The sequence below is a fragment of the Coleofasciculus sp. C1-SOL-03 genome, assembly GCF_040220555.1.
Classification (GTDB): Bacteria; Cyanobacteriota; Cyanobacteriia; order Cyanobacteriales; family Coleofasciculaceae; genus Coleofasciculus.
The window spans coordinates 1-23,167 of record NZ_JAVJUO010000084.1 but is presented as its reverse complement, the minus strand read 5'-3'; the positions used below and the strand labels follow the sequence as shown (position 1 = coordinate 23,167).

25 protein-coding genes are annotated in these 23,167 nt (G+C 46.8%); 8 read left to right on the top strand and 17 right to left on the bottom strand.

Going from position 1 to position 23,167, the window contains the following annotated elements; all coding sequences use genetic code 11:
- Position 1 precedes the first annotated feature (1 nt).
- The 4 genes from RIE73_RS14795 to RIE73_RS14780 all read right to left on the bottom strand — a co-directional run bounded on the left by RIE73_RS14795 (position 2) and on the right by RIE73_RS14780 (position 3,205).
- Positions 2-823 carry an ABC transporter permease gene (locus tag RIE73_RS14795; RefSeq protein WP_446401896.1) on the bottom strand — a complete coding sequence of 274 codons (822 nt, stop codon included), beginning with the start codon at positions 821-823 and terminating at the stop codon, positions 2-4.
- 350 nt (positions 824-1,173) lie between these two features.
- A complete protein-coding gene (locus RIE73_RS14790) occupies positions 1,174-1,380 on the bottom strand; it encodes a glycogen debranching protein (RefSeq protein WP_446386311.1) in 207 nt (68 codons plus the stop codon).
- 143 nt (positions 1,381-1,523) lie between these two features.
- On the bottom strand, positions 1,524-2,021 hold the full coding sequence (locus RIE73_RS14785; protein ID WP_446401895.1) for an N-acetyltransferase family protein: 498 nt from the start codon (positions 2,019-2,021) through the stop codon (positions 1,524-1,526).
- Between the two features lie 59 nt (positions 2,022-2,080).
- Positions 2,081-3,205: an RNA polymerase sigma factor, RpoD/SigA family gene (locus RIE73_RS14780; RefSeq protein WP_446401894.1), complete on the bottom strand. Its 1,125-nt coding sequence runs from the start codon at positions 3,203-3,205 to the stop codon at positions 2,081-2,083.
- 569 nt (positions 3,206-3,774) lie between these two features.
- On the opposite strand from RIE73_RS14780, the gene RIE73_RS14775 reads away from it, so the two are divergent.
- Together RIE73_RS14775 and RIE73_RS14770 are read left to right on the top strand one after the other, a co-directional pair.
- Complete coding sequence (locus RIE73_RS14775; RefSeq protein ID WP_446401893.1) at positions 3,775-3,951, top strand: hypothetical protein; 177 nt, start codon at positions 3,775-3,777, stop codon at positions 3,949-3,951.
- A 19-nt stretch (positions 3,952-3,970) separates the two neighbouring features.
- Positions 3,971-5,272: an acetylornithine/succinylornithine family transaminase gene (locus tag RIE73_RS14770; RefSeq protein WP_446401892.1), complete on the top strand. Its 1,302-nt coding sequence runs from the start codon at positions 3,971-3,973 to the stop codon at positions 5,270-5,272.
- 16 nt (positions 5,273-5,288) lie between these two features.
- On the opposite strand, the gene RIE73_RS14765 is transcribed toward RIE73_RS14770, so the two are convergent.
- Entirely contained in the window at positions 5,289-5,432 is a 144-nt protein-coding gene (locus tag RIE73_RS14765; RefSeq protein ID WP_446401891.1) for a hypothetical protein, read from the bottom strand.
- Between RIE73_RS14765 and RIE73_RS14760 the strand changes: the two genes are divergently transcribed.
- Positions 5,414-6,349 (top strand): lysylphosphatidylglycerol synthase transmembrane domain-containing protein, encoded by a 936-nt coding sequence (locus RIE73_RS14760; RefSeq protein ID WP_446401890.1) that lies wholly within the window; start codon positions 5,414-5,416, stop codon positions 6,347-6,349. The genes RIE73_RS14765 and RIE73_RS14760 overlap by 19 nt on opposite strands.
- Here the strand turns inward: RIE73_RS14760 and RIE73_RS14755 are convergent.
- The 11 genes from RIE73_RS14755 to RIE73_RS14705 all read right to left on the bottom strand — a co-directional run bounded on the left by RIE73_RS14755 (position 6,339) and on the right by RIE73_RS14705 (position 18,337).
- A complete protein-coding gene (locus RIE73_RS14755) occupies positions 6,339-6,473 on the bottom strand; it encodes a hypothetical protein (protein ID WP_446401889.1) in 135 nt (44 codons plus the stop codon). The genes RIE73_RS14760 and RIE73_RS14755 overlap by 11 nt on opposite strands.
- Positions 6,466-7,476, bottom strand: a complete 1,011-nt coding sequence (locus tag RIE73_RS14750) for a glycosyltransferase family 2 protein (protein WP_446401888.1) — start codon at positions 7,474-7,476, stop codon at positions 6,466-6,468. The genes RIE73_RS14755 and RIE73_RS14750 overlap by 8 nt, the downstream gene beginning before the upstream one ends.
- A gap of 245 nt (positions 7,477-7,721) precedes the next feature.
- On the bottom strand, positions 7,722-8,060 hold the full coding sequence (locus RIE73_RS14745) for a DMT family transporter (RefSeq protein WP_446401887.1): 339 nt from the start codon (positions 8,058-8,060) through the stop codon (positions 7,722-7,724).
- A gap of 217 nt (positions 8,061-8,277) precedes the next feature.
- Positions 8,278-9,837, bottom strand: a complete 1,560-nt coding sequence (locus tag RIE73_RS14740; RefSeq protein ID WP_446401886.1) for a hypothetical protein — start codon at positions 9,835-9,837, stop codon at positions 8,278-8,280.
- Positions 9,838-9,954: 117 nt separating this feature from the next.
- Positions 9,955-10,926 (bottom strand): glycosyltransferase family 2 protein, encoded by a 972-nt coding sequence (locus RIE73_RS14735; RefSeq protein ID WP_446401885.1) that lies wholly within the window; start codon positions 10,924-10,926, stop codon positions 9,955-9,957.
- A gap of 211 nt (positions 10,927-11,137) precedes the next feature.
- Positions 11,138-12,406 carry an NAD(P)/FAD-dependent oxidoreductase gene (locus tag RIE73_RS14730; protein WP_446401884.1) on the bottom strand — a complete coding sequence of 423 codons (1,269 nt, stop codon included), beginning with the start codon at positions 12,404-12,406 and terminating at the stop codon, positions 11,138-11,140.
- A 56-nt stretch (positions 12,407-12,462) separates the two neighbouring features.
- A complete protein-coding gene (locus tag RIE73_RS14725) occupies positions 12,463-13,932 on the bottom strand; it encodes an MBOAT family O-acyltransferase (RefSeq protein ID WP_446401883.1) in 1,470 nt (489 codons plus the stop codon).
- A gap of 36 nt (positions 13,933-13,968) precedes the next feature.
- Complete coding sequence (locus RIE73_RS14720) at positions 13,969-14,151, bottom strand: hypothetical protein (protein ID WP_446401882.1); 183 nt, start codon at positions 14,149-14,151, stop codon at positions 13,969-13,971.
- 9 nt (positions 14,152-14,160) lie between these two features.
- Complete coding sequence (locus RIE73_RS14715; protein ID WP_446401881.1) at positions 14,161-14,559, bottom strand: acyl carrier protein; 399 nt, start codon at positions 14,557-14,559, stop codon at positions 14,161-14,163.
- A 7-nt stretch (positions 14,560-14,566) separates the two neighbouring features.
- The gene (locus tag RIE73_RS14710; RefSeq protein WP_446401880.1) at positions 14,567-16,375 is read right to left on the bottom strand and encodes an acyl-CoA dehydrogenase; all 1,809 of its coding nucleotides are present in this window, start codon (positions 16,373-16,375) and stop codon (positions 14,567-14,569) included.
- A gap of 120 nt (positions 16,376-16,495) precedes the next feature.
- Positions 16,496-18,337 carry a fatty acyl-AMP ligase gene (locus RIE73_RS14705; RefSeq protein ID WP_446401879.1) on the bottom strand — a complete coding sequence of 614 codons (1,842 nt, stop codon included), beginning with the start codon at positions 18,335-18,337 and terminating at the stop codon, positions 16,496-16,498.
- Positions 18,338-18,710: 373 nt separating this feature from the next.
- Here RIE73_RS14705 and RIE73_RS14700 point away from each other — a divergent pair, with 373 nt between their 5' ends.
- From RIE73_RS14700 to RIE73_RS14680, 5 genes are all read left to right on the top strand, one after another.
- The gene (locus RIE73_RS14700) at positions 18,711-19,811 is read left to right on the top strand and encodes a tocopherol cyclase family protein (RefSeq protein ID WP_446401878.1); all 1,101 of its coding nucleotides are present in this window, start codon (positions 18,711-18,713) and stop codon (positions 19,809-19,811) included.
- A 29-nt stretch (positions 19,812-19,840) separates the two neighbouring features.
- Positions 19,841-20,092, top strand: a complete 252-nt coding sequence (locus RIE73_RS14695) for a hypothetical protein (RefSeq protein WP_446401877.1) — start codon at positions 19,841-19,843, stop codon at positions 20,090-20,092.
- Between the two features lie 158 nt (positions 20,093-20,250).
- Positions 20,251-20,871, top strand: coding sequence for an LAGLIDADG endonuclease (locus RIE73_RS14690; RefSeq protein ID WP_446401876.1), 621 nt, complete (start codon positions 20,251-20,253; stop codon positions 20,869-20,871).
- A gap of 180 nt (positions 20,872-21,051) precedes the next feature.
- On the top strand, positions 21,052-22,032 hold the full coding sequence (locus tag RIE73_RS14685; protein ID WP_446401963.1) for an aldo/keto reductase: 981 nt from the start codon (positions 21,052-21,054) through the stop codon (positions 22,030-22,032).
- A 258-nt stretch (positions 22,033-22,290) separates the two neighbouring features.
- Positions 22,291-22,905 (top strand): YdcF family protein, encoded by a 615-nt coding sequence (locus RIE73_RS14680; protein ID WP_446401875.1) that lies wholly within the window; start codon positions 22,291-22,293, stop codon positions 22,903-22,905.
- A gap of 13 nt (positions 22,906-22,918) precedes the next feature.
- Here the strand turns inward: RIE73_RS14680 and RIE73_RS14675 are convergent.
- A partial coding sequence (locus RIE73_RS14675) for a hypothetical protein (protein ID WP_446401874.1) occupies positions 22,919-23,167 on the bottom strand: 249 nt, incomplete at its 5' end.

The following is a 23,167-nucleotide window of genomic DNA, read 5'->3' as shown; positions in this document are numbered from 1 at the left end:
CCTAGATTACATCCGCAAACGTCCGTTCTACCTTACGAAAATACCAAATTCCACTCGCCAATACTCCAAAAACCAATCCCAATGAAAGTAGAAATCCTGGCAAATAAATTCTGGCTTCCCCACCTAAAATTGCCCAACGAAATCCATCGATTACCCCGACCATAGGGTTGAGTGAATAAACTAATCGCCACTCTTGAGGCACAATTGTACTACTAAATCCCACGGGCGAAATATACAAACCGAATTGTACGATAAACGGGACAATATAGCGAAAGTCTCGATACTTTACATTAAGTGCTGCTAGCCATAACCCTGCCCCCATTGATGCCGCAAACGCAATTATAATAAAAAATGGTAGTGTCAAAATTCGCCAACTGGGTAGGAAATCATACCACGCCATTAAGCCTAGCAAAATCATCCCCGATATCATAAAGTCTACAAAGCTGACAATCACAGCACTGGCTGGCACAATTAAGCGGGGAAAGTAGACCTTGGCGATCAAATTAGCATTACTGATCAAACTGTTGCTGCACCCGGAAAGGGCATTGGAAAAAAACTGCCAGGGTAGCATCGCCGCAAATACCAAAATCGGATAGGGAACGCCTTCAGAGGGTAACTTTGCCAGTTTACCAAAAACTATCGTAAATACCACCATTGTTAAAAAAGGTCGAATTAATGCCCAGGCTATGCCAATGATGGTTTGCTTGTATCGTACCAGGATATCTCGCCATGCCAGAAAGTAGAACAATTCCCGGTAACGCCACAAGTCTTTCCAATATTGTTGTTCGGTGCGACCTGCCTCAATTATCAGTTCTTGCGTCATTGGTCATTGGTCATTGGTCATTTGTCCTTGGGTAGCTTTGCTTCAATCCTCTGATTTTAGACTGAGAAGAATACCACTAGACCAGCGCGGCGGAAGTAACTCTCCAGTTGAAAAAGGCGCTCCCATCTTACTGTACAAGCTTTCTTACCTTCTGCCTTCTGCCTTCTACCTTCTGCCTTCTTGAACTAGCGATCGCGTGCCTCTCTGCCTCTAGTCGTCAACCCTTCATACAGCCCCCGTTAAAGCCCATCAAAATACCGACTTTAAACTAATTTACCTCATAAATCCCGTTTGTAGTTTTTTGGGCGCACGTCGGTGCGCCCCTACAATCCCGGAATGTACAAACATCCTCAGTCCAGCTTCAACGCATTGACTGGCACCTCATCCCAGGAACTGACGGTTCTCAGACGCGCTACCCAACCTGCTGATTTTTGCTCCTCTGTCAAGTTCTGCTGGAACGATTCGTGGCAATCTTTGGCTTGAGCCTCGTCACAACACGCGATGCACGAATAAATCAGACCTCCCGGATCGACCTGTTCATTCACCCAAATCATGATGTTCTCCTAATTCCCTGAAACAGTTAATCACAATCTTAAGTAGATCTACTTATTTTTGTAAAAGACTGGGATCACTGACGGCAAGAGGAAAAACACAGTTTTTGATATTTCATTAGCCTTGGCGACATAAGTTGTAAACTAATTTAAAGATTATATAAGGTTTGTGTCGCTAGTTGGGGAAGTGCATCGCCTGTGACTCGGCAAATGCGCCAGTCGGGTAGCACTGTAGCACCTAGGCGCTGATAAAACGCGATCGCAGGTTCATTCCAGTCCAGTACTGACCACTCTAACCGCCCACAATCCCGTTCTACCGCTAGTTGGGCAATATAGGTTAGCAACGCCTTCCCGATACCCTGACGCCGAAATTCCGGGCGCACGAATAAATCTTCGATGTAAATGCCCGGTTTGGTCAAAAAGGTGGAATAGTTAGAGAAAAATAGAGCAAAGCCTACCGTTTGCCCATCATACTCTGCCAGAATTGCCTCAATATAAGGTTTAGCCCCAAACAGGTGGTCTTGGAGAGCGTCCACCGTCCCTGTGACTAGGTGAGACAGCTTCTCATACTCAGCCAGTGCTTGAATGAGTTCAAACAGCACTGGCACATCTGTTGGGGTAGCGGGTCGTATCTTTAGCTTATTCATGGTTGGTAGTTAGCACGAAGCGTGCCATCAGCGCTGAAGCGCTTACTACAAAACCAATCCTAACTTAACCACCCTTGTAGGCGGCGAGCAACTTGAGGACGGCGCAGCTTCCGCATGGCTTTACTCTGAATCTGACGTACCCGTTCGCGGGAAAGGTTGAACATGCTGCCGACTTCCTCTAAGGTGTAGGATTCAGGCGTCGCTAATCCATAGCGTAGAGAAATGACATCCTTTTCCCGTTCGGTGAGAACATCACTCAAGACATCGGAAATCTCTTGACGCATCATGGATTCGCTCATTTGCTGTTCGGGCAAGTGCAAATCGTTGTCTTCTAGCAAATCCACGAGTTCTGTATCTTCGCCTTTACCTACCCGATGGTTGAGGGAGAGCGATCGCCGACGCAATTGTAACAATTGACGCAAGCTAGTGCGACTAATGTCTAAGGCTTCTGCGAGTTCGGTTTCGTTGGGAGTCCGTTGCAGTTTCTGCTTGAGTTCTCGCTGCACTTTTTTCAGCTTATTCAATTTTTCGACAATGTGAATCGGTAAGCGAATGGTACGGGCGTCATTAGCAATAGTGCGGGTAATCGCCTGACGAATCCACCAATACGCATAAGTGGAGAATTTGTAGCCTTTGGCGGGATCGAACTTCTCCGCCGCCCGATTGAGTCCTAATGCGCCTTCTTGAATCAAATCTAGGAAAGGAACTCCCCGGTTAAGATAACGCTTGGCGATGGAAACGACTAAGCGTAAGTTGGAGCGAATCATTTTACGCTTCGATATCTGTCCTCGGTAGAGGCGATTTTCAAATTGACGTTCGGTCAGATCTAAAGCTTGAGCCAGTTCCGCGTTCGTTGGCTTGCGCCCCAACTCTTGGTGCAAGCGTTCAGTCATCTCGTTCATTTCGACCAGGAATTGAACCTGAGTGGCTAACTCAATCTCTTCTTCTGGCTTCAGCAAGGGATAACGCGCCATCTCCTTGAAGAAGGCTCCGACTGTATCATCAGAGCTAGTTTTATGGTAGCCAGATTGCTTGGTTTTTCCCGGACGAGTCTCGGATTCGGAAAATTCGACTTCGACCTGATTTTGGTCATTATCTGAGATTTGCTCACTCTGAGGGTGAGAAAAATCCGTATCTTCTGTAAACTGACGAGTAGCAGTTGGGTTCAATTGTGCGATAGTCATAGTTAGGTTTGAAGTAGGAGTGTTATGAAAGCTTGTGATTGGGTTTTTAGGCAATCGGTCAGTTAGACAGATTGAACTAGACAGATTGGGCAGATGGACTGAATATAAATGGGTACTGTCAATGAAAATTTTTCAACACTGGCTGTAGCTACGGGCTGTACAGCTCAACACGACATAAGAGATGATTTGAGTGAGAGTCGCTATTCAAGGCGCATCCCCATCTCGATACCTTCTCTATGTTTAGGATTAGAAAATACTGATTCTAAGGCTACCAGAAGCAATTTGGCTAGTTGTTGCCCTGATTACAAAATATTGAACAGCATAGATGTATGGATTATAGCGGCAAACTCAATGGGCTATATACAGAATCTCATACAGGTGGCTGTTTTACTCTCTACCGATCGGGTGAAAATAAGCAGAGAGAGCTGGGAAAGCTGGGGGAGCTGGGGGAGCTGGGGAAGCTGGGAGAGATGGGGAAGATGGGGAAGATGGGGAAGCTGGGGAAGCTGGGGAAGCTGGGGGAGCTGGGGGAGATGGGGAAGCTGGGGGAGCTGGGGGAGATGGGGAAGATGGAAAAGTTAACTCAAAACTCTACCTTACCTATTGCACCTATTGCCTATTGCCCATTGCCCATTGCCCATTCCCGATTGTCCATTCCCGATTGCCGATTGCCGATTGCCGATTGCCCATTGCCTATTCCCTGTTCCCTGTTCCCTATTGCCTATTCCCTATTCCCTGAAAAATGACCAATCAAATTAGGAGATAATGTTCGTGACCAAACCAACTCTCGTCGAGAATCCCGGAATTCCTGCTGAATCAGCAGAGGGTGTATCGACTGCATACAATCCCAAGGATTTCGATACTAACGTGATGGGAACATATAATCGTTTCCCCATCGCCCTAGAACGGGGTAGGGGTTGTCGAGTTTGGGATACAGCCGGACGTGATTATCTCGATTTTGTCGCTGGGATCGCTACCTGTACCTTGGGTCACGCCCATCCGGCTGTGATCGAAACGGTGACGCAGCAAATTAAAACGTTGCACCATGTTTCTAATCTGTACTATATTCCCCCGCAAGGAGAATTAGCCCAGTGGATGATTGAGCATTCCTGTGCCGATCGCGTTTTTTTCTGTAACTCGGGGGCGGAGGCGAATGAAGGGGCGATTAAATTGGCTCGGAAATACGCCCACACGGTTCTAGAAATCGAGAAACCTGTAATTTTGACCGCGAATGCCAGTTTCCATGGACGCACGTTAGCGACGATTACAGCTACGGGTCAGCCCAAGTATCAGAAAAATTTTGACCCCTTAGTGCCAGGATTTTATTATGTGCCGTATAACGATATCGGTGCTTTGGAAGATGCGATCGGCGAATTAGATGAAGGGGATCAACGAGTAGCCGCAGTGATGCTGGAACCCCTGCAAGGAGAAGGGGGCGTGCGTCCGGGCGAATTGGAGTACTTCCTGCGCTTGCGGAAAATCTGTGACGAAACGGGTATCCTGCTGATTTTAGATGAAGTGCAAGTGGGGATGGGTCGCACGGGTAAGTATTGGGGCTATGAGAATCTAGGGATTGAACCCGATATTTTTACCAGCGCCAAGGGATTAGCTGGCGGTGTTCCAATTGGGGCGATGTTGTGTAAGCAATTTTGTAATGTTTTTCAACCTGGGGATCACGCCAGTACCTTTGGCGGAAATCCTTTGGCTTGTGCGACGGCTTTAACCGTGGCTCAGACGTTGGAACGGGACGGTATTCTGCAAAACGTTCAGGAACGGGGTGAACAGTTGCGGACTCGTTTAAGAGCGATCGCGATGAACTATCCCCAGCTTATTAATGAGGTGCGCGGTTGGGGGCTGATTAATGGGATGGAGTTGAATGCGGATGTAGAATTCACAGCGGTGGATGTGGCGAAAGCGGCGATGGAGCAAGGATTGCTGCTAGTACCCGCAGGTCCAAAGGTGGTGCGCTTTGTCCCGCCTTTGATTGTCTCGGCGGAAGAAGTGGATGCAGCCGCTACAATCGTTGAAGAATCCATAGCTAAGCTAGCTGATTCCGTCGGTAAATAAGGGGATTGGGGATTGTTCATAGTTCATGGTTGATGGGGAATCTTCTCCCCCCATCTCCCTCATCTTTCCCATCTCCCTCATCTCCCCCATCTCCCCCATCTTCCCCATTTCCCTCATCTCCCCCAGCACCCCCGCTAGCCCATGAAAAAAATCTGGTCATCGATAAAACCCTACATTCGCTGGGTGATTCTGGGCGGGACGCTATTTTTTATCGCCAAAGCGTTTAAAGATCATTGGCAAGACGTTGCTGGAATTCGCATTGATCCCCAGGGCTGGACAATGCTGGCGATCGCACTCTTGGTTACACTTCTGGCACATATTTGGTCGGGTTGGGTTTGGACGTGGATTCTACAGGCATTTAAACAACCCATTGGACAGCGTTTGGCGCTACAAGTTTATCTGAAAACAAACGTTGCTAAATATTTACCCGGCAATGTCTGGCATTTCTATGGTCGAATTTCCGCCGTAATGCGGGCAGGAGGTTCCGTGGGGGCTGCTAGTATCAGCGTGTTGCTCGAACCCCTGTTAATGGCAGCTTCTGCGTTAGCGATTGCCTTAATTAGTGGTGGATTGGGTTGGGTTAATATGGCATCTGATAGCCGAATATGGGGTTTGAAATTTGTGGGTTTAGCCGTAGTGTTGCTGGGAGTTCACCCGCGAGTTCTTAATCCTATTGTTCAACGCTTAAGCCGTTCCAAGAAGGTCACAGATACGGAAGAGTTCGCCATTGAACACTATCCCTTATTGCCATTGTTGGGTGAAATGGGTTTTTTGGGATTTCGGGGAACCGGATTTTTATTTACCTTACTGGCGGTAGGATCAATTACTCCGAGTCAGATCCCGTCGTTACTGAGTGCGTTTAGTTTCGCCTGGTTACTGGGATTAGTCGTACCTGGCGCACCGGGAGGTTTAGGCGTATTTGAAGCCACTGCGATCGCGCTTTTAGATCAGCAGTTGCCTACGGGTCTCATCCTTACAGGGGTTGCCTTATTTCGCCTTGTTAGTATTCTGGCAGAAATCAGCGCCGCTGGACTGGCAATTTTAAGTGAACGTATGGAAAAGACTTCTAAAAGATAAATGAGGAAGGCGAATCAACGGAAATAAGGGCAGGTTCAATCGTTCCCGACACCCGACACCCGATACCCGACACCCGACACCCGACACCCGACACCCGACACCCGATACCCCACACCCTACACATCCTTCATTCCTCCTATTACTTCCCGCACTCGATAAATTGGTCGCCCTTGGGACTCGTGATAGGTTCGCATTAACACTTCTGCTAACAGACCAAAACTAAATAACTGGACTCCTGCTAATAGGAGGACAACGGCTAAAATCAACAACGGTCGGTCACCAATATTTTGCCCAAAACCTAGTTTGAGTACGGTTAAATATAGCCCTAAAAACAATCCCACACCGAAGGAAAGCAAGCCGAATAGTCCAAAGACATGCATGGGACGAGTGAGAAATTTTTTCATGAAAAATACGGTAACTAAATCCATAATTACACGAAATGTTCGCCCTAAGCCATATTTACTTTGACCGTAGCGACGGGCATGATGTCGCACCGGAATTTCTGTAATTCTTGCCCCCTCAATATAAGCTAACGCGGGTAGAAATCGATGTAACTCGCCATAGAGATGCATATCCGCCACCAGTTCAGAACGGTAGGCTTTCAGGGAACAACCATAGTCATGTAATTTGACACCAGTCACTTTACCAATCAGCCAATTAGCAATTTTAGAGGGGAGGAGTCGAGTTAACGCCGCATCTTGTCTTTCTTTGCGCCAACCACTGACTAAATCATACCCTTCTTCTATTTTGGCGAGTAAGGCGGGAATATCAGCTGGCTCATTTTGTAAATCGCCATCTATCATGACTATAATGCGACCTTGAGCATATTTAAATCCGGCTGACATGGCGGCGGTTTGACCATAGTTTCGGCGGAGAATCACCGCTTTTAAGTCTGAACGGCTGCGTGCTAATTCCAGGAGGAGTTCGGTGGAACCATCCTGAGAACCATCATCGACACAGACAATTTCGTAGGAAAGCTGATTGGCACTTAAAGTGGTTGCTACAGCGTCAACCAAGTGGGGTATGCTAGCGACTTCATTGTAGATGGGGACAACCACCGATAAGGCTAGCGGCTTTGACAGGGTGATTGGTGCTTGATATGTCTCAAACGATAATGGCTCTTTCATTTCTCAAGTCCTCGTTTTCCCAATTTAGGCTATTCATGAATTTTTTAACAATAGCGTTTCTCAGACAAAATGTAACACAGAATCATTTTTTAACGCCCTCCTGTTTATAGGGATAAACTTAAGGCTAAAATACCATTGTTAAAATTAGATAAAAAACAGACCCATGATCTTATCTTGTAACATAAGCGCCCCCTATTTTGTAGATCTTATTTATAAACATCCACTATTTTCTCAATTTAATCAGTTTAGGAAATTCTGCCAAAAGCGATCGCGACGATTCCACTTAATATTAAACCAATGCCTACCCAATGGGTGTAGGGAACGTGTTCTTTTAAAAGAATCGCTCCCGATAAAGTGGTCGCCGTAATGGTTAATCCGATAACTAGAGGATAAACCAAGGATAAATTAAGTTTACCCAAAACAAGTACATAAAATACTGTACTCACTGCATAAGCCGTAATACCTCCGAATAGATAAAGATTTAGAGGATTCTGACCCGCTCCTAGTTTTAGAAGGCTTTGACCGAGCGAGTTTAAGGAGACGGAGATGAAAATCAGAAGGGTGAGAATCAGTGGATTGTTCATAACCAATTCTTATCGATATGGATAAAAAAGAAACGATTGAGCTTTATTGAGCAAGACGATGTAATTTGGCAGTCAATAGGCAATCCTCCGTTACGCTAACTCGCCGAATAAGCCGAGATGTTGACAATGGGGAATGAGACTAAGTCTCAATAGTGATTTAGTATACCTTATTTAGTCTCCTAAGAACGGTTTAAACAGCAAGCCAACACCTCTCTCATCAGCCGACGTAACAGAACCATAGCGTCGTCCCAATCGCCAAAGTTACCACAACTATCCAAAAAATTAACAGAATTTGTGAAAGTTTTAATAATTCAGGATTCTCTACGGCTTTTTCCCTCAAGTGAAATGGAAAAAAGTATATGTGGTTTAAATGCTCTACAAATCCTTTTTTTTCAGGATTCATATCGACACATCCTTCCGAGAAAGACCCATCTATCAAGCAAACAATATTATTCAAACGTTGAGCCAGACGGGCATCAAAACGAGTTCCTGGCATTCCTACCTTTTTTTGATAAATTTCTAAGTTCATGGGCATTGTCACCGATGCAATTTGAGCCAGGATGGCAATTGCCAGGATTCCTCTCATTAACCAAGCTTTTAACATCTTAGCCGATAGAAGATGCTGTATAAATAAAGCTAAAAGAGGGATGAGTAATAGATGAACAGAAGTAACGTGATATCGGGCTGCCCAAGCATGATCCCCATGCCAGAAAACGAAACGACTGTAGGCAACTAGATGTAGACCTAAATTTAAAACTCCAGTCACCAGATACCACTGCATAAATGGTGAAAGTTTCCGCCACAGAAGAATACCGAGTGTTAAAGCTGGTAGGAGTAATGGGTCATAGATAAAAATACTTTTAGCTGGTGATAGCAGGGCGCCGATAATCCCCTCAACTGGGTTATTGATTAAGGGATAATTATTGGGTAGATCCGGTAAACCTACCCACATTGGATCAGTATCTAACTGCTGCTTCTCCACCCTTTTTCCCGTAGCCAGAACGCTCCCGTAGCGGATATAATCAAAAATGCGCCCCAGTAATGTAAATGGAATGAAGCCAATGATCCATAATCCTACTGTCTTAATCAGTTTGAGTTTGTCGCGGTTTTGATAAGCCAGACACCCGATGAGAAAAAGCGCTACCGTCAAAGCATGAATAAGACTAGTAATTCGGATCAATACCGCACCACCTAAAGCAAGTCCACTAATGAAGACAAAGCGAGGACGTTGAGTTCGCACATAAGCTAAAGCACTGGCATAGCCAATAATCGCCAATAGCAGCAGTTGATTATTATGCTGATGCACTTGGGCGTAATGTAAAACTGTCGTTCCCAGTAACAAGGTAATACTGGTTAATCCAGCAACTCGTTCTTCAAAGTCAAAAAGCCGGAGTAACCAGAAACAAGCAACGACAACTGCTACATTTAAGGGAATAAAAATTAAAAAGCTAACCGTTAAATTCCGGACAATTTTTGAGGGTAAGTTAGGAAAAAAATTATGCAACTGGGTTCCCAACCAGTCACCTGGAAGCATGAGTAAAGACTGGCCCTGTTCGTAAGCGATGTAACGCTTTCCACCCGTTCCTATAACGCCAGCTTGGATATCTCCCCGCACTTTGAGTTGATAATCTGGGGATACTTGTACTTCTTCAGTTCCCGTCCACCAGGCATGAGCCATCTGCAATCTGAGATCAGTATCGAGAACACCAAGCGTTCCTGAGTTGACGGCGGTAATCCATAGTGAGGAAATTAAAATTATTTTTGTTACAGTTTTCATAGAAAATTAATTGGCATCAATTTCTGACTAACTATTAAATTTGGCGATTAATTGTTTTGACAAAGATTGAATGATTAATCAATTTCAACCTGATTGAGCAATAACGATGCTATAGTGTCAGTCAAATACAGGTAGTGGATGGGCAAGGTAGGCAATGCGTTTTGCCTCTCGACGTCCACGAGCAACAGAATCCAAGATAAGACCGCAGGTGAGACTCAGGAAAGCTAGCAACATAATCGAAGCGGCTAGGATAGCAGTGGGGAACCGTGGCACTAATCCTGTCTCCAGAAAAGTCTTCACAATAGGAATCCCCAGAATTAGGGAGATCAGGGCAAGCCCGACAAAAATAATACCAAAGAAAAGGAACGGTCGAACTTCTTTAAACAACAATAATGCCGTTCCTAAAACTCGCCAACCATCTTTAAAGGTTTTGAGTTTGCTGTGTGAACCTGGGAGTCGGGCAATGTACAACGTTGGCTCTTCGGCAAATGCCATTTTCAGTTCTAGCGCGTGTATGGTGAACTCAGTTTCAATTTCAAAACCACTAGAGAGTGCTGGAAATGATTTGACAAATCGGCGCGAAAATACCCGATAGCCGGAAAGCATATCCAAAAGCCGCGCCCCAAACAGGAATTTCACCAAGCCTGTGAGAAAGGCATTGCCGCCCCGATGACCACGACGGTAGGCAGCACTCTCTCTAGCCTCTGTGCGGCGCATACCGATAACCATATCTAGCTGTTCTGCTAACAGGCGCTGCACCAATCGACGTACTGCTGCGACCTCATAGGTGTTATCACCGTCTGCCATGATGTAGATGTCCGCTTCTATATCAGCAAACATGCGCCGGATTACGTTACCCTTGCCTAACCTAGGCTCATGGCGAACCACAGCACCCGTCGTCATTGCCTGCTCTGCCGTATTGTCGGTTGAATGATTATCGTATACATAAATCTTGGCTTCTGGGAGTGTAGATTGAAACTTAGTTACGACTTGGGCAATCGCTAATGCTTCGTTATGGCATGGAAGCAAAACCGCAATATGATAATTTTTAAGAGAGAGTGTCTTAGCCGTAGGTAAATGCTCTAGCATATATGAAGTAAGGGTTACTACCAGATTTTGACTTCAGATTTGAAAATAATTACTAGGTTTTTTACTATTCTTTTGTTTCAAATTTCTGCTATATAGCTTGAACTCACTTCATCTCCTACCGAGGCTTCCAGCCCCACAACTCACGTTGTCCAGTATCTCACCAGCAGCGCAACGTTAATTAATCCAGCTAGCCAAAAATTAACCGTCAAGCTTAACGATTAACAGTCCTTCGCCGTCGCCGTTTCCAGAATAGCTGTGCTAATTGTCGCCTTAAATTAACCAACCATTGACCGACCCAATGCTGCAACACCCGCCAGCGATGGCGCAGGGTGGGCAATCGCTGGAGATAAACGAATTGTCTAATCATACCAGCCAAACGACCGCTTATCTTTAGGGCAAAACTGGACACCACCGCCTCCCCTTTGCCCAACGTCAACATTTCTCCGAGATGTAAATAGCGGAACGGCTTTAAGCGTTTACCCCTAATTGCCCGATACAGGTTTTTTGCCGCACAATCGGCTTGCTGGTAAGCTACTTGTGCTGTTTTGGGGAGTTGACCTTCGGAATCTTGAATTTCTGCCATATCCCCTAGCGCCAGAACCTCTGGATAATCCACAACCTGTAAGGTAGAGTGGGTGAGTATTTTACCTTGAGGATTCTGCTGACAGGGAAGATGGCGTACCCATTCAATGGAACGAGTCCCCACTGTCCATAACACCAGATCAACGGGTAAATGGGTTTTTCCAGTGGGATTAATCAGGGTAATTTGATCCAGTTCAATCCCTTCGACACTGGTTTCAAACTCCATTTGTACCCGACGGGTGGTTAAGGCGCGATAGGCGGTTTTCTGACTGTACGGCGTAAAGGTTTTCAGCAATTGCTGACCCCGTTCAATCAGTTTTACTTGTCCCCGTTGCTGCAAGCGATCGCTCAGTTTACAAGCTAACTCTACACCACTCGGTCCCGCACCGATCACCGCGACGCGAATTTGTGGCAAATTAGATTGTTCCAACTGGTTCAGCCGTTGGTTAAGGCGTTCCGCATCGGTAACGGTACGGAAAGGATACGCATACGTCGTCGCACCCGGTACACCCTCTAAGCGCATCTCGGCACCAACGGCTAAGACTAAATAGTCATAATTGAGGATTCTCAGGTTTTGCCCTAATTTTGATAGGGTTTCTAATTGCAGCTTAACTTGGCGTTTTTCCAGATCGACCGCCTGAATATTTCCTTGACAAAAATCAACCGTTGTGCTTTCAATTAAGTTTCGATAACGGGGTGCAATTTCCCAGGCTTGCAGTTCCTCGGTTACCCGTTCATAAAGCAAGGGTGTAAATACCAGATGATCTTTGCGATCGATTAAGGTAATTTTATACTTCGGTGATTTAAACAAGCGAAATCGTTGCAGGTATAAGGCGGTGTAAAGTCCACCAAAACCCCCGCCGAGAATACAGATGTGAATAGAGGGTTCATTGTTCATTGTTCATAGTTTAGTACTCATTCAACCCCAAGCCAGGCAGATGGCTTTTGATTCCATCAGAATTCAAAGTAAATAAACTCAGAGGGCTGATTTGCCGCGAATAGGATGGTTAATCCTAACAGAACCCGCGATACCCAAGGGGATAGAAGTAATTCATATTCAAACTTACGCTTTTGCCAAACGGCTAAATGTTCCATAAATAAAACGCCATTGGCAAGCAAAAGCGTCACAATTAATGCCGTACCTTCATTCAAGCTGTAGGAACTGAAGAAATTCCCTAAATTAGACAAAGAATACGCCCACGGCGTAACCAGCGTCTTTATTTTTGACAGTAGTCTAATCGTATTTGTGTCCATAAAAAATAGACATCCCAGCGTCACTGACCCAAATGTCAGCGCCCAAGAAATAAACTGAAAACGGGACACTTGTTTGCCTTTCCCCATCAACCGTTGAAAGGGTCTACCTGTGTATCGCAATAGCAACAGTAACGCCCCGTGATACGCGCCCCAAATAATGAAATTCCACGCCGCACCGTGCCAGAATCCGGAGAGGGTAAAGGTGATGAATAAAAAGAAAGCTGCTAATTGTTTTTTAGACCCCATTAACGGCAAAAACACATAGTCACGAAACCAATTATTCAGGGTAATGTGCCATCGCCGCCAAAATTCTTGGATACTGACGGAGGTATAGGGTGCTAGGAAATTCACGGTTAGTTTAACTCCCAGTATTCTCGCCACACCCAGCGCCATAAAACTGTACCCGGCAAAATCAAAGTAGATTCTCAGAGTAAATAAGTAAGCAAAAAACCAAACCATCCAGGCATTGGCGGTCTCTTGTAAGTTAATGTAGGGGGCGATGTTGTCGGCTAGCACTAACTTCATAAAAAAGCCCAAGGATAGCCAGCGTAACCCATGTTCAAAGTTTTCGGCTGTGAATTTAAAGCGAAATGATTGAATTTGGGGTAATAAGTCAGCCCGCCGTTCAATTGGTCCTGCGACAATTTGTGGAAAGAAGGCAATAAAGTTAATGTAATCCAGAAAGGCAATGGGTTTTTTATATTTAGGTCTGAGAGAATCAACCACAAACGCCACCATCTGGAAGGTGTAGAAGGAAACACCAGGAGGAATTTGTTGAAAGATGGGCAAGGGAAAGCCTTGTTCCCAGTTGTTCCTGAATCCCGGTACGACTATTCCGAATACATCTTCGACGAAAAATGTCAAGTATTTCAGGTAGGCGAGGATCGCAATATCGGTGATAATTACAATCGCGGCAATTAACTTGGCACCATTTCCACGACGCCGGAGCATCAGCCGCACCATGAAGTAGTTGAAAACAATTTCAACAATAAAGATGGCGAAACTGGAGCGACTGGCGTTTAAGAACAACATCAATGACATCACCGCCAACCCGATGGTGTCAAAGTTGTCTCGCCACAGCTTCAGGGATTTGCCAACATAGCGAATGGCAAAGAAAGGAATGGCGTAAAGTAGTAGAATCCACCAGAAGGAAAAGTCAGAAAAATTCAATTAACGGCTTCCTCCTTTTTTGTCCTTTGTCATTCGTCAGGGAACAGGGAACAGGGAACAGGGAACAGGGAACAGGGAACAGGGAACAGGGAACAGGGAACAGGGAACAGGGAACAGGGAATAGAAATTTTGTCTTCTATCTCCCCCATCTCCCCCATCTCCCCCATCTTCCTCATCTTCCCTATCTCCCCCATCTTCCCCATCTCCCAGACGTGCCATGGCACGTCTCTACCTTCCCAATCCTTTCCAAAATCCACCCCAGCCTTTGCCGGATTTTTCCGATGCTTCGGGTTTCGCTTCTTGATTATCAGAGGGGGCTGCTGGTTCTGCGTTGTCTAATGCGGCTGAAACATCGAATTCTTCAACTAAATATTGAGCCGATTTCTCAATCGTCGGGTAATCCCAGAACAAGGTTGAAGGTAATTCCACCTCTAACCAATCTTCGAGTTCACCGACAATGGTTACCGCATCAATGGAATCCAGCCCATAGCGGGTTAGGGGTTCGGTAACATCAATGTTTTTGGCGTCTAGGGACAGTTGTTCTACCAGTTGATTCACCATCCAGTTTTGAATCGCTTGGACAGAATCAACAGACTGATTGGGGGTGTCTACGTCACTTTGAACCATAACGTCATTAGGCTTGGAGTTGGAGTTCTGCACTTGCATGGGGTTTTTCCTCTTGTGTTTCAGTTTGGGCGAGTTGAATCGGTACAATGGAAAACATTTTGTTTTCCTGATGCAGCTTCAGCAGGTGTTGTGCCACATTTTCACTGTACGCTTTCGGGACAATATTGGGCAGCGATCGCCAGGGGCGTAAGCAGCGATAAAGTCCTAAGACTAACCATTCCCCCTTGCCAAAGAAGTCATCCAAGATTGTCCGGTTGTAAATCCAGGTGTGAACTGACGCGGCGGCGGCGTGTAAGTCGCAGTATTTTTTCGCCAGTTCAAAGAGTTCGGGATCTTGATCATGACCGTGTTCAAATCCGGAGTTGGCAATGCGTTCATCGAAGGCGTCGAGTTCCTCTAGAACAATGGTAGTTAAGCTGATAATTTTTTCCAGTACGTCGGCATCTACATCGGCTTCCGTCGTCAGCGCCTGAAGTTGTTCCCAGGCAATTTCTAGCCCTTGCAGCACATCATCAGCCCCGCGACCAAATAATCCCAGTTTCTCTGGCTCAAAGGGTGGCACAGATTTTTCTAGGGAAAAAATGGTATCTAGACGGGATTGAATCCCCTCCATGGTCTTCTGCTTGCGTCTGGAGCGATATTTGGCAATTTGGCGAAACTGGAGAATTAGAGCATGGAGGTTAACTACACTACTGCCATCAAACATACTGATAATCGAATTATCCCGCAGCAGTTTCTGGAAAATGCCGTAGTCATGCTCATCCCGCATATAGAACCGGGAACCGAGGACAACGTAAACACTGTTAATCACTTCTTCCAGTTTGATGGTGACGAAGTATTTCACCACCGCCGCCCAAACCGAGAATTGTTCGGGGATAATATGAAACCCTCTCGCCGCACCAATGGTTTCGCAATCACAAACCAACATGTCAATAAAGCCATCGACTAGGGTTTGTCGAGGTTGCGGGATATCAAAAACCGTTTTGTGATAAATAACTCGGTCAATGGCAAAGTTCAGCGTGGTTCTCATCGCCGTATCAGCCGCACCGTGAGAAAAAGCGGCGCATAACATCCGGGTGATTTGGAAGCCTTTGAGCGCTAGTTCTAACCCCGAACCCTCGTCTTTTAACCGCATTGCTTCGGGAATAAAGCAATCCTTAAACCCAATTCCACTCATATCCGAGGCGCGAATCCCATGGGTGAGGATTTTGGGCAGATTGTAGTAGCTGGAGGGGTCAACTTGACGTTTGTCCACCATAAATAAGGAGAGACAGCGAGCGCCCTCCTCTTCACTGGTTTTGGCTAAAACAAAGGATACCCCGGAACGGGTGGCGCGGTTAATGGGCCACTTTTCGCCATTCAGGAGATAGCCGCCCTCGACTTTTTTAGCCGTTACATCGCCACCAATCAAATCACTCCCATGCGCCCGTTCGGAATAAGCCAGACACATTGTCCCTTTTTCCTCGCGGATAAACTGAGACAGTTTCTTTTTCTGGTCATCTGTTCCCGCCATCCAGGTCAGGAATGACCAGAACATGGTGGTAAATGCGATCGCGATCGTTTGATCCCGCCTTGACATCACCCGGACAAAGGCGACGAATTCCTCAAAGGAGGTAAACTTGCCACCACAGTTTTCTGGCACATAGTAATCTTGTAGTTTCCAGTTATAAAGCCAATCCACTTCCGCTTCCGGAAACTCTTCGCTCTCATCCAGTTCCATCACCCGTTTAAAGGACATCGTACTCTCTGGATGACCCGGATCGCCCAAATCCCGTTCTAGCGCTTCTGCTATTTGATACTGTTTCAGTTGATGCATTTATCTGTACCCTTTCAACGAGTTTTGAGTGTTACGGAATGGCTTTATTCATCTTTATTCCCCATTCCCCATTCCCCATTCCCCATTCCCCATTCCCTGTTCCCTGTTCCCTGTCTAACCCTAAGACTTCGGAACTTGTAATTGCTGCGCCAACGCATCGACTTCTCCCTGGAGACGGCGGAACTTGCTCGTCAGTTTCGGATTTTCACTCCAATCCGCGATTACACCCAGTTCTCCATTCAGGAACTTGGTTCTCGCCGCACGGCGCTGAATCTTACCACTTGAGGTTTTCTCAATCGTTCCCGGTTGAACTAAGACAACCGCATACGCCGGGATTTCGTGTTCTTCAGCAATAGCTTGACGAATATCTCCAATCAGTTCCTCAAAGTTGACATCGTGAGTCCGGCGTTCAACCTCCTGCAACGTAATCAATCGTTCCTCACCGCCAGCCTCGATCGCAAATGCTGCGCCATAATCCGGACGTAAGGCGGAGTGAACCGCTTGTACCGTCCATTCAATATCTTGCGGATAATGATTCGTCCCTCGGATAATAATCAGGTCTTTAATCCGACCCGTAATAAACAGTTCACCGTCCCGCAAAAATCCTAAATCCCCAGTTCGCAAGAACGGACCTTCCCCAGTATCTGTCAGATAAGCCTGAAAGGTTTCCTTTGTCGCCTCTGGACGTTGCCAATACCCTTGAGCAACACTGGGGTCTTTCACCCAAATTTCCCCCACTTCATCAGGGTCACATTGGGTCAATGTATCAGGATTAGCGATAACGACTTGAGTATCACACACCAGACGCCCACAACTGGGTAACATCCTCACCCCCTCTTGGGGACTGGGTATCGGAACAATCCGATTTTTTTCTAAGGCGGATGCATCCAGGATACAGAGAACCGGCGGGGTGAGTAATGGCTTACTCGATACCAGCAGGGTATCTTCGGCTAATCCATACGCCGGGGCAAAGGCATTCCAACGAAACCCGCATTGTTCAAAGGTTTCAAAGAACGCCTGCATCACTTTCGGGTTAATCGGTTCCGCCGCGTTTCCCGCCGCTTGCCAACTGCTCAAATCTAGTTTTGCCAGTTGTTTGGGTTTTGCCCGCCGCACGCACAAGTCGTAAGCAAAGTTTGGCGCTTGGCTATGAGTTGCCCGATAATGGGTAATTGCCCCTAACCATCGCATTGGTTGCTTAATAAAGGAAAAGGGCGACATCACATAACAGGGCGTACCGTTATAAAGGGGTTGCACCATTCCTTGGACTAACCCGTAATCGTGGAAATAAGGCATCCAAGTCACGGTGGCGCTATCTGAATCGTAACCGCAGGCTTCATTCAGATAGCCGGAATGGAACATCAGGTTATGGTGAGATAGCATCACGCCCTTGGGTGTAGAGGTAGACCCTGATGTGTACTGAAGATACGCCAGATCATCACGACTTGCTTGGGGATCTTGCCATGATTCAGCCAGATTCAGATCAACCTGTTCAGTATCCAGCCATTGCATTTGGTCAAATTCGGGAAAGTCCTCTCGTCCATTCTCCAGTAGAGACAGAATTCGACCTGTAGTTAGACAAATAGAGGCTTGAGCATCCTGAACAATCGATCGCAGTCTGGGTAACGTGCGCTTCATCCGTCCTCCATCGGGAGGCGGCACCGGAATCGCGATAATTCCCCCATACAAACAGCCACAAAAGGCGGCAATCACCTCTAATCCTTGGGGATAGAGAAGTAACGCTCGCTCTCCTTTGGTACTATGCTGTTGCAGCCAAGCGCCAATCGCCCGGGCTAAACGGTCAAGTTCTGTGTATGTGAGTTCGGGTCCGTCTGGCTTGCCATCAACGAGAAACTTATAGGCTAATTTATCTGACTGCTGACGCGCCCTCCAACGCAGCAATTCTGTCAGTGTCGAAAATTCAGCTAGGGAAACTGTAGAACTAGCAGGGTTGTGAACCATCTTTGATATAACCTTATCTAAGCAGTTGGCTGGGGCTAAGTCTAAGACCTTGTCGCCGCGATCGCTCTATTCGTAGTCGGCGCTTTATTCGCCACCTTAGCTCGGCTACCCGATCCGCACGATCATTTAACTAATCTTAAAAATTGATAACAAAACGTGACATAATTATTCTTCTTCCAGTGCTTTACATAATTATGGCGTAATATTTATGAATGATACTGATCCTCTATAAAGTTTTGGTAAAGTTTTTATCGTCATTCGTCATTCGTCATTCGTCATTCGTCATTCGTAAATTCTCCCCCATCTCCCCCATCTCCCTCATCTCCCTCATCTCCCCCATCTCCCTCTGCCCCCTTTCACCTTACCTCAACGAATGAATGCCAATCTCCTGCAAACCCCCCATAGCGGCTATCACTGGGATGGAAGTAGTTCTCGCTTCTTTGAAGGGTGGTACTATCGAGTCACCTTACCCGATTGGGGTCAAACCTTCGGCTTCATGTATTCCATTGAAGATCCCATCAGCGGTCAACCCCACAGTGGCGGCTCGGCTCAAGTTTTGGGTTCTGAGGATGGCTATCTCTGCCGTACTTTTCCAGATGTTGAGCAATTTTGGGCATCTCCCTCATCATTAGCCCTAGGACATTGGGGCAAAACGGACTTAGCAATGCCCGCCAAATATCTAGATCCCCTAACCTTTGACAATCACATCCAGCAAGGGTATCAAGCCACCGCCACCTGGAATCAAGGTAAAATTAGTGATCCCGCCACGGGGGAGTACTGTAATTGGCGCTATCAAATTGAACCCATCTATGGTTGGGCGAGTAACAATGCGCCTCAGCAATCCACAGCCGGCTGGTTATCGTCATTTCAGATATTTGAACCCGGTTGGCAGATTTTAATGGCTCACGGCTGGGCGACGGGTTGGATTGAATGGAATGGTCAACGCTACGAGTTTACCAATGCTCCCGCTTACGGTGAAAAGAACTGGGGGCGTTCGTTTCCGCAAAAGTGGTTTTGGCTCAATTGCAACAGTTTTGATAATGAACCCGACTTAGCGCTCACAGCGGGAGGCGGTAGACGAGGAGTGTTGTGGTGGATGGAATCCGCTGCATTAATTGGTATTCACCATCAAGGCAAATTTTATGAATTTGTCCCCTGGAATTCAGAAGTGCGCTGGCAGATTCAACCGTGGGGAAGCTGGAAAATGCAAGCTCACAATGCTGACTATGAGGTCGAGTTGACGAGTACCACAAATCGACCCGGGACTCCCCTCCGCGCCCCAACGGAACAGGGTTTAATTTTTATTTGCCGCGATACCATGCACGGTCAGCTTACCCTGGAACTGCGAGAACGCCAGGGAGGAACCGCGAAAACGATTCTTAAAGCCCATAGCTCACTTTGCGGATTAGAGGTGGGTGGGGAACCGTGGGATCAGGCTTGGATAGGTGAGGCGAAATTGCCCTGGATTTCCTAGTAGCTGGGGAAGCAATGTAGAGACGTGCCATGGCACGTCTGGAAGCTGGGGAAGTTAACTCAAAACTCTACCTTACCTTTTGCCCATTGCCCATTCCCGATTGCCGATTGCCGATTGCCGATTGCCGATTGCCGATTGCCGATTGCCGATTGCCTGTTCCCTATTCCCTGTTCCCTGTTCCCCACGCTTTTGGGTATAATAGTCAAGTTGAAATGGGGCTGTGGCTCAGATGGATAGAGCAAGCGCCTCCTGAAACATCGGGCACCGCCAGGGAAACCTGACGAGTGAATGTAGTCAAATTCAAGGAAGCCTAAGTCTGATCCCAGATACGGTAATCTTGAGCCAAGCTGATTCGTTTGAGTTTAAATCAATCTGGCAAAACTCCACTCTAAAAACGAATCGGAAGGTGCAGAGACTGGTTTAAGGATACCAATAAAAGATGGACTACAATGTCTCATCGAAAGTAGAGCAACGCGGTATTCTGGCTGGACTGTTATTAGGTGATGGAAAAAGAAATCAAAACAATTTCTTTATCCAGAATTCATCGAAGTATGAGGAGTATCTCTTATTTAAGAAAAAGCTTCTCGAACAAATAACTGGTAAATCAGTCAGCATCCGACGCTGGAGTACAACAAAGGGCTATGAGCAGATTCGCCTAGAACCCAAGTTGATTCCCCTGACACGGGTCTTAGTTAAGAAGCTTTATCAAGCGGGAACGAAAACAATCACGCGAACGTTCCTAAATGTCTTAACCCCCCAGGGAATAGCGATTTGGTTTATGGATGATGGGTCTAAGTCCTTCCCAAAGAAAGACGGAAAGGTTCACGCTTTAACACTGAGCCTGAATACTTATCTCTCCAAAGAACAAAATGAGATCATTGTTGCTTATTTTGCCGAGGTTTGGGGATTTAAGTGGGGATTAAGTAAAGCCAAAGGACTTTATCGTCTGCGAATGGGAACGAAGGAAGGAAAACGGTTTTTAGCGTTCATTCGTCCTTACATCCACGACAGTATGCTCTATAAAATACAAACCTCCTTAAACAGAACGGCTACCACCTAAAGGCGATACGCCCAAGGTGAAGGGATAGTCCAGAGAGTGAGGAAACTCACACCAATCTGAAGCGCTAGGTCGCCGGTTCGAATCCGGCCAGTCCCGTCAATAAGACGCCATTTAAGACATTCCTGTGTTTCAAATCGATTACCCGAATTGACAAACACGATTAACCCACAAGGATTAATGATGAAGACACGACAACTCGGCAAAAATGGACTGATGGTCTCAGCCATAGGACTGGGATGTATGGGAATGTCTGAGTTCTACAGTGGTAGGGATGAAGCCGAATCCATTGCTACCATTCACCGGGCGCTGGAACTGGGAGTGACCTTTCTGGATACAGCAGATATGTATGGTTGTGGCGATAATGAGCGGTTGGTGGGTAAAGCAATTGCCAACCATCGCGACCAAGTTATCCTAGCCACGAAGTTTGGGATTGTGCGGGGTCAAGATAGTCAGGTTCGGGGCGTCAATGGGCGTCCTGAATATGTCCATCAAGCGTGTGATGCATCCCTGGAAAGGCTGGGGATTGACCACATTGACTTGTACTATTTACACCGAGTTGATCCGAATGTTCCGATTGAGGAAACGGTTGGCGCAATGGCTGAGTTAGTAGAACAGGGTAAAGTACGCTACATTGGTCTATCGGAGGCGGCTCCCGCGACGATTCGACGCGCTCATGGGGTTTACCCGATTACCGCGTTGCAGACAGAATACTCGCTCTGGAGTCGTGATCCAGAAGACGAGATTCTGCCTACGGTTCGGGAATTAGGGATTGGTTTTGTCGGGTATAGTCCACTGGGTCGAGGATTTCTATCGGGTCGGATTACCAGTCCAGAGGATTTAGCACCGGATGATTACCGCCGAAGTTCACCTCGGTTCCAAGGGGAAAATTTTAGCAAGAATTTGCAACTGGTTGAGCGGATTAAGGAAATTGCCCAGGAGAAAGGGGTCACTCCAAGTCAGCTAGCGATCGCGTGGTTATTGGCTCAAGGTGATGACATTGTACCGATTCCTGGGACTAAGCACCGTCGATACTTGGAAGAGAATGTTGAGGGAACGACCATCACCTTCACCCAAGACCAACTCCAGCGCATTGACGAGGTAGCTCCCCAGAACATTGCCGCAGGCGATCGCTATCCGGACATGAGCAGTGTCAATCGGTGACATCTTCCACCTTTGTGTCGAATATTATCATGGCGGCTGCCTAATTGGAAGTCATCTGACAGTAGATTTTTAGAAGCTTTACGGACTAGCAGAGAATTAGAGTGGAAAGTTTTCAGGGGATCGTGGAACTTTTCCAGTAATGGATTGCATTGCGGTTAAGCGTACCTTTAGACTGGTATCTTGCGATGTAGGGGGGATTTCCAGGTTCCGCCCAAACGAGCGCTCCTCCTTGATACCACCTGATTCATCTGTTTATTCATGCTTTTGAGGATTTCTGTGCGTCAACGGCGATATGGGTTTTCGCGATCGCAACGCTCTAAGGTTAGATTACTGTCCTGGTTGATGCCGATTTTGGCGGTTTCGCTATTGTGTGGCTATAAGCAAATTCAAAGTTATTTGATCCAGCCGGAAGCTATTTTGGTTTTAGGGGGAGAAGAAGAACGAGAACTGTTTGCGGCAGATTTTGCCCAGCAGCATCCTGATCTTCACATCTGGGTATCGTCGGGTAGTCCGTCTTGGTACACCGAAAAGGTATTCGCCAAGGCGGGAATTCCCCGCAATCACCTGCATATTGATCGCCGCGCTACCGATACGGTGACGAATTTTACAACGTTGGTGGATGAGTTGAAAGCCCAAGGAATTGATGGTGTCTATTTGATTACGGCGGATGATCACATGCTGCGGGCGCGGGTAATTGGTGAAATTGTGTTTGGCAGTCGCGGGATCACTCTTAAACCCGTCCCGGTGTCGTTAGGACGTGATCCGGAACCGATTGAGAAATCCCTGCGGGATGGTGCGAGAGCGTTATTGTGGGTGACGACTGGACATACTGGTGCAACTCTGGGTCAGACATCCAATTTCCTGAAAAAATAGAACTTATCAGAGTTCATTTATCGGTGAAGAGGGCGGGTTTTGTTGTTGGGTTATCGGTGAGGAGGGCGGGTTTTGTTGTTGGGTTATCGGTGAGGAGGGCGGGTTTTGTTGTTGGGTTATCGGTGAGGAGGGCGGGTTTTGTTGTTGGGTTATCGGTGAAGAGGGCGGGTTTTGTTGTTGGGTTATCGGTGAGGAGGGCGGGTTTTGTTGTTGGGTTATCGGTGAAGAGGGCGGGTTTTGTTGTTGGGTTATCGGTGAGGAG

Coding starts and splice junctions, on each gene's coding strand:
- RIE73_RS14720 (WP_446401882.1), bottom strand. CDS start 14,151: ATGGCACGTCTGGGAGATGGGGAAGATGGGGGAGATAGGGAAGATGAG.
- RIE73_RS14695 (WP_446401877.1), top strand. CDS start 19,841: ATGGCACGTCTGGAAGCTGGGGAAGTTAACTCAAAACTCTACCTTACC.
- RIE73_RS14685 (WP_446401963.1), top strand. CDS start 21,052: ATGAAGACACGACAACTCGGCAAAAATGGACTGATGGTCTCAGCCATA.
- RIE73_RS14775 (WP_446401893.1), top strand. CDS start 3,775: ATGGAAAAGTTAACTCAAAACTCTACCTTACCTATTGCACCTATTGCC.
- RIE73_RS14710 (WP_446401880.1), bottom strand. CDS start 16,375: ATGCATCAACTGAAACAGTATCAAATAGCAGAAGCGCTAGAACGGGAT.
- RIE73_RS14705 (WP_446401879.1), bottom strand. CDS start 18,337: ATGGTTCACAACCCTGCTAGTTCTACAGTTTCCCTAGCTGAATTTTCG.
- RIE73_RS14740 (WP_446401886.1), bottom strand. CDS start 9,837: ATGAAAACTGTAACAAAAATAATTTTAATTTCCTCACTATGGATTACC.
- RIE73_RS14690 (WP_446401876.1), top strand. CDS start 20,251: ATGGACTACAATGTCTCATCGAAAGTAGAGCAACGCGGTATTCTGGCT.
- RIE73_RS14730 (WP_446401884.1), bottom strand. CDS start 12,406: ATGAACAATGAACCCTCTATTCACATCTGTATTCTCGGCGGGGGTTTT.
- RIE73_RS14760 (WP_446401890.1), top strand. CDS start 5,414: ATGAAAAAAATCTGGTCATCGATAAAACCCTACATTCGCTGGGTGATT.
- RIE73_RS14715 (WP_446401881.1), bottom strand. CDS start 14,559: ATGGTTCAAAGTGACGTAGACACCCCCAATCAGTCTGTTGATTCTGTC.
- RIE73_RS14750 (WP_446401888.1), bottom strand. CDS start 7,476: ATGAAAGAGCCATTATCGTTTGAGACATATCAAGCACCAATCACCCTG.
- RIE73_RS14770 (WP_446401892.1), top strand. CDS start 3,971: ATGTTCGTGACCAAACCAACTCTCGTCGAGAATCCCGGAATTCCTGCT.
- RIE73_RS14745 (WP_446401887.1), bottom strand. CDS start 8,060: ATGAACAATCCACTGATTCTCACCCTTCTGATTTTCATCTCCGTCTCC.
- RIE73_RS14765 (WP_446401891.1), bottom strand. CDS start 5,432: ATGACCAGATTTTTTTCATGGGCTAGCGGGGGTGCTGGGGGAGATGAG.
- RIE73_RS14735 (WP_446401885.1), bottom strand. CDS start 10,926: ATGCTAGAGCATTTACCTACGGCTAAGACACTCTCTCTTAAAAATTAT.
- RIE73_RS14795 (WP_446401896.1), bottom strand. CDS start 823: ATGACGCAAGAACTGATAATTGAGGCAGGTCGCACCGAACAACAATAT.
- RIE73_RS14785 (WP_446401895.1), bottom strand. CDS start 2,021: ATGAATAAGCTAAAGATACGACCCGCTACCCCAACAGATGTGCCAGTG.
- RIE73_RS14680 (WP_446401875.1), top strand. CDS start 22,291: ATGCTTTTGAGGATTTCTGTGCGTCAACGGCGATATGGGTTTTCGCGA.
- RIE73_RS14780 (WP_446401894.1), bottom strand. CDS start 3,205: ATGACTATCGCACAATTGAACCCAACTGCTACTCGTCAGTTTACAGAA.
- RIE73_RS14755 (WP_446401889.1), bottom strand. CDS start 6,473: ATGTGTAGGGTGTGGGGTATCGGGTGTCGGGTGTCGGGTGTCGGGTGT.
- RIE73_RS14700 (WP_446401878.1), top strand. CDS start 18,711: ATGAATGCCAATCTCCTGCAAACCCCCCATAGCGGCTATCACTGGGAT.